General features: G+C 67.6%; 5 protein-coding genes. 4 read left to right on the top strand and 1 reads right to left on the bottom strand.

Features of this window, described 5'->3' with window-relative positions:
- Positions 1–524 (top strand): peptidoglycan DD-metalloendopeptidase family protein (locus JMF90_RS30140; RefSeq protein WP_201325811.1); only part of this gene is annotated, 524 nt, incomplete at its 5' end.
- A gap of 65 nt (positions 525–589) precedes the next feature.
- Here JMF90_RS30140 and JMF90_RS30135 read toward each other — a convergent pair.
- Positions 590–1228, bottom strand: coding sequence for a Pr6Pr family membrane protein (locus JMF90_RS30135; RefSeq protein ID WP_041489490.1), 639 nt, complete (start codon positions 1226–1228; stop codon positions 590–592).
- A 226-nt stretch (positions 1229–1454) separates the two neighbouring features.
- Between JMF90_RS30135 and JMF90_RS30130 the strand changes: the two genes are divergently transcribed.
- The 3 genes from JMF90_RS30130 to JMF90_RS30120 all read left to right on the top strand — a co-directional run.
- The gene (locus JMF90_RS30130; RefSeq protein ID WP_006479377.1) at positions 1455–1991 is read left to right on the top strand and encodes a cytochrome b; all 537 of its coding nucleotides are present in this window, start codon (positions 1455–1457) and stop codon (positions 1989–1991) included.
- Positions 1992–2146: 155 nt separating this feature from the next.
- Positions 2147–2515, top strand: coding sequence for a DUF2946 domain-containing protein (locus JMF90_RS30125; protein ID WP_011548121.1), 369 nt, complete (start codon positions 2147–2149; stop codon positions 2513–2515).
- Positions 2516–2599: 84 nt separating this feature from the next.
- Positions 2600–3335, top strand: a 736-nt coding sequence (locus JMF90_RS30120; RefSeq protein WP_201325810.1) for a TonB-dependent receptor plug domain-containing protein, incomplete at its 3' end; no start/stop codon positions are given.

Genomic DNA, 3335 nt, shown 5'->3' with positions numbered 1-3335 from the left:
TCGCGAACGCCTACGGGCAGCGCGTGCAGGACGTGGCCAGCTGGAACCACATGGCGCCCACGGACGCCGTGTCGCCGGGCCAGGTACTGCGGGTCGCGCCGCCGCCGGCAGCGACCTCGTACGGGCAGCCGCCCGCGGCAGCCGCCCAGCCGGGTTCGCTCGCATGGCCGGCCACGGGCGTCGTGGCGACACCGTTCTCGGCCGGCAAGACGCGCGGCCTCGTGATCGCCGCATCCGGGCCCGACCATTCGGTGCGGGCCGCGGCAAACGGGCGGGTGGTGTACGCGGGCTCCGGCGTCAAGGCGTACGGTCCGCTCGTGATCCTGAAGCACGACAACGGGCTCATCACGGCCTACGGGCACAACGGCAAGCTGCTCGTCAATGAAGGCGACGCGGTGCGCCAGGGCCAGCCGGTCGCCGAAATGGGCACCGACGCGAGCGGTCGTTCGACGTTCGAGTTCGAAGTCCGCCAGAACGGCAAGGTCGTCGATCCGATGAACTTCCTGCCGCGCAACGGCGGCTGATTGTTGCCAGCGCCACGTGTGCGCCGGGCGGCGCACACGTTCCCGCCCACTTCATTTTTCCACCTTCATCCTTCCTTAAGCGTCGCGCTGCCAGACTGTCTCGCATGATTGCCGAGCCAGCGAATGCCCAGTGCGAGCGCCGCCGCGCCGAGCGCGATCAGCGAACACTGGATCGCGACGGGCAGGTAGCCGTGCGGACGCGGATCGACGAACGGGTAGGGATACCAGTCCTCCACCGCGCCGCGCACCAGCGTATAGCCGAGATAGACGACCGGAAAGCCGAGCCACGCGAACGCACTGCGGCGCGGAATCGGCGAGCGCGGTTCGACGTACAGCCAGTCGCACAGCATCACGAGCGGCACGATCCGGTGCAGTACCCAGTTGTTGAACGCCGGCGTGACGTGGCGCAGCGCATCGAGCCGCGCGAGCAGGAGTTCGTAGACGATCGCGGTGATCAGCACGTACAGCACCGCCGCGCCGCGCATCGATTCGTAGCGGGCCGAGCCGGGGCGCGCGATGCGCCACAGCCCAGCGGCCAGCATCGCGGCCGCGTAGAGGCTGCTCAGTTGCGTGAAGTAGCTGAGGTAGTTGCCGAGATGGAAGGTCGGCAGGCGCCAGTAGTCGGCGACGCTGTGCAGCGTGGTGGACACCGCGAGCAATGCGGCGATCAGCCGGTAGGCTGCAACGAAGAACGCTTTGCTCATGATGCCCGCGCGCCGTCGCACCAAAGCTTCATCGTGCCACAGCCGCTCGGGCGCGCGATGCGGATTTTCCATAGGCGGGCCGCGTGCGGCGCGTGTCGACGATTCGTCGGATATTTGATCGCGCCGTGCAAAACCGGCCGCCCCTGCGGCTACAATCGTCACAGCCTTTCCGGGCGCAGGCCGGTTGCAGCTGGCGCCCCTCCCCGCATACAACACGAGACGAAGCATGAAAAACATCCTCGCGAAACAGACGCGCTACAGCTCGCCCGCGATCTTCTTCCACTGGGCCATCTTCCTGCTGGTTGCGCTGGCCTACCTGGCCATCGAGATCCGCGGACCGAAGGGTAGCGACAGCCGGGCGTTCTGGATGAACGTGCATCTGATGGCCGGGACGTTCGTCCTCGTGCTGTCGGTGCTGCGCGTGCTGTGGCGGGTCGTCAGCCGCGTGCCGGAAGCGATTCCGCAGGCCACGCTGCTGCGCTGGCTGTCGAAGCTCGCGCATGTCGCGCTCTACGTGTTCATCATCGCGCAGCCGCTGCTCGGCATCATGATGGTCAACATGGGCGGCAAGCCGGTGTCGCTCGACTGGCTCGGCGTGTCGTTCACGCTGTTCGGCCCCGACAAGGCGCTGCGGCCGACGATCAAGGAAGCGCACGAGCTGATCGGCAACGCGTTCTATTTCGTGATCGGCCTGCATGCGCTGGCCGCGCTTTACCATCACTTCATCCGGCGCGACGACGTGCTGCGGCGCATGGCGCCCTGATCGTCCGGCTCCGGACGCGCACGGAAGGCGAGGGCGCATGGTTGTGTTGACAACCATGCGCCCTCGCTTCGTTTACCTTCGTCCAAGCTGGCCATCGCGTTGAACATTCTGTAACATCTCGGCTGTTTTTACATTCCGCTTACTCGTCGCCGCACATGCTGCACCGACATCGTCACCTGACTGCCTGGCTTGGCCTGCTCGCGATCTGGATCGCGATCGCGGCGCCGCTGGTGTCGCAGTGGCGTATCGCGCAGGCGGCCGTGCCCGAGGCGATCGTCTGCAGTACCGAGCATGGTGCGCATCGCTCGTCGGATGTGGGCGGCATGCACGATCATGCGCTGCATCTCGACGCGTGCGGCTACTGCGGCTTCTTCGCTCATAGCCCGGCCATCGGCGCGCCTGCCGCCACGTCGGTCGCCTTCATTCCCGTCGTTTTCGTTTCCGCCGTCGCGTCGCCTGCCGTCGCGGCGCGCGGCGACCGCTATCCGCGCGCCTATCCGCGCGCACCGCCCGAGCGCGCCTGACGCGTTTCCCGCCGTTCCTATTTTCCGCCGATATCCGTGCGGTCCGTCGAGGCCGCGTGGAGGGCGTCACTCGGGCTTTCGATCATGACCAATTTCCTGTTGCGTGCGCCGCGGGCGCCACGCAATGCCGGTGCGCGGCCTCTGCCGCGCGTACTGAAACTCACCGTTCCTGCGCTGGCTGTCGGCGCGCTGGCCGCGAGCGCTGCCGCAGCCGAAACCACGCCGGCGGCCGGTGCGCCGTCGGGCGATGCGGCGATGCTGTTGCCGCCCGTCGAAGTCGTCGCGTCGCCGCTGTCGACGCCGCTCGTCGTCGTCACCGATCCGAAGGCGCCGCGCCAGCCGCTGCCCGCCAGCGACGGCGCCGATTACCTGAAGACGATTCCCGGCTTCACGTCGATCCGTAGCGGCGGTACGAACGGCGACCCCGTGCTGCGCGGGATGTTCGGTTCGCGGCTGAACATCCTGGCGAACGGAATGCCGACGCTCGGCGCGTGCCCGAACCGGATGGATGCGCCGACCTCGTACATCGCGCCGGAAAGCTATGACAAGGTCACCGTCGTGAAGGGGCCGCAGACCGTGCTGTACGGTCCGGGTGCGTCGGCCGGCACCGTGCTGTTCGAGCGCGTGACGCCGCGTTTCGAGCGCCCCGGCATGCGCTTCGACGGCAGTCTCGTCGGCGGGTCGTTCGGCCGCAACGACCAGAACATCGACCTGACCGCAGGCACGCCGGACATCTATGGCCGCGTGACCGCGAACCACGCGCATTCGCAGGACTACAAGGACGGCAACGGCAACACCGTGCCGTCGCAGTGGGACAAAT

Source organism: Burkholderia sp. E168m23 (genome assembly GCF_016586125.1).
Lineage (GTDB): Bacteria > Pseudomonadota > Gammaproteobacteria > Burkholderiales > Burkholderiaceae > Burkholderia > Burkholderia orbicola.
The sequence above is the reverse complement of the archived record's forward strand: the minus strand, read 5'-3'. Positions and strand labels throughout refer to the sequence as shown.

Coding starts and splice junctions, on each gene's coding strand:
- JMF90_RS30130 (WP_006479377.1), top strand. CDS start 1,455: ATGAAAAACATCCTCGCGAAACAGACGCGCTACAGCTCGCCCGCGATC.
- JMF90_RS30135 (WP_041489490.1), bottom strand. CDS start 1,228: ATGAGCAAAGCGTTCTTCGTTGCAGCCTACCGGCTGATCGCCGCATTG.
- JMF90_RS30125 (WP_011548121.1), top strand. CDS start 2,147: ATGCTGCACCGACATCGTCACCTGACTGCCTGGCTTGGCCTGCTCGCG.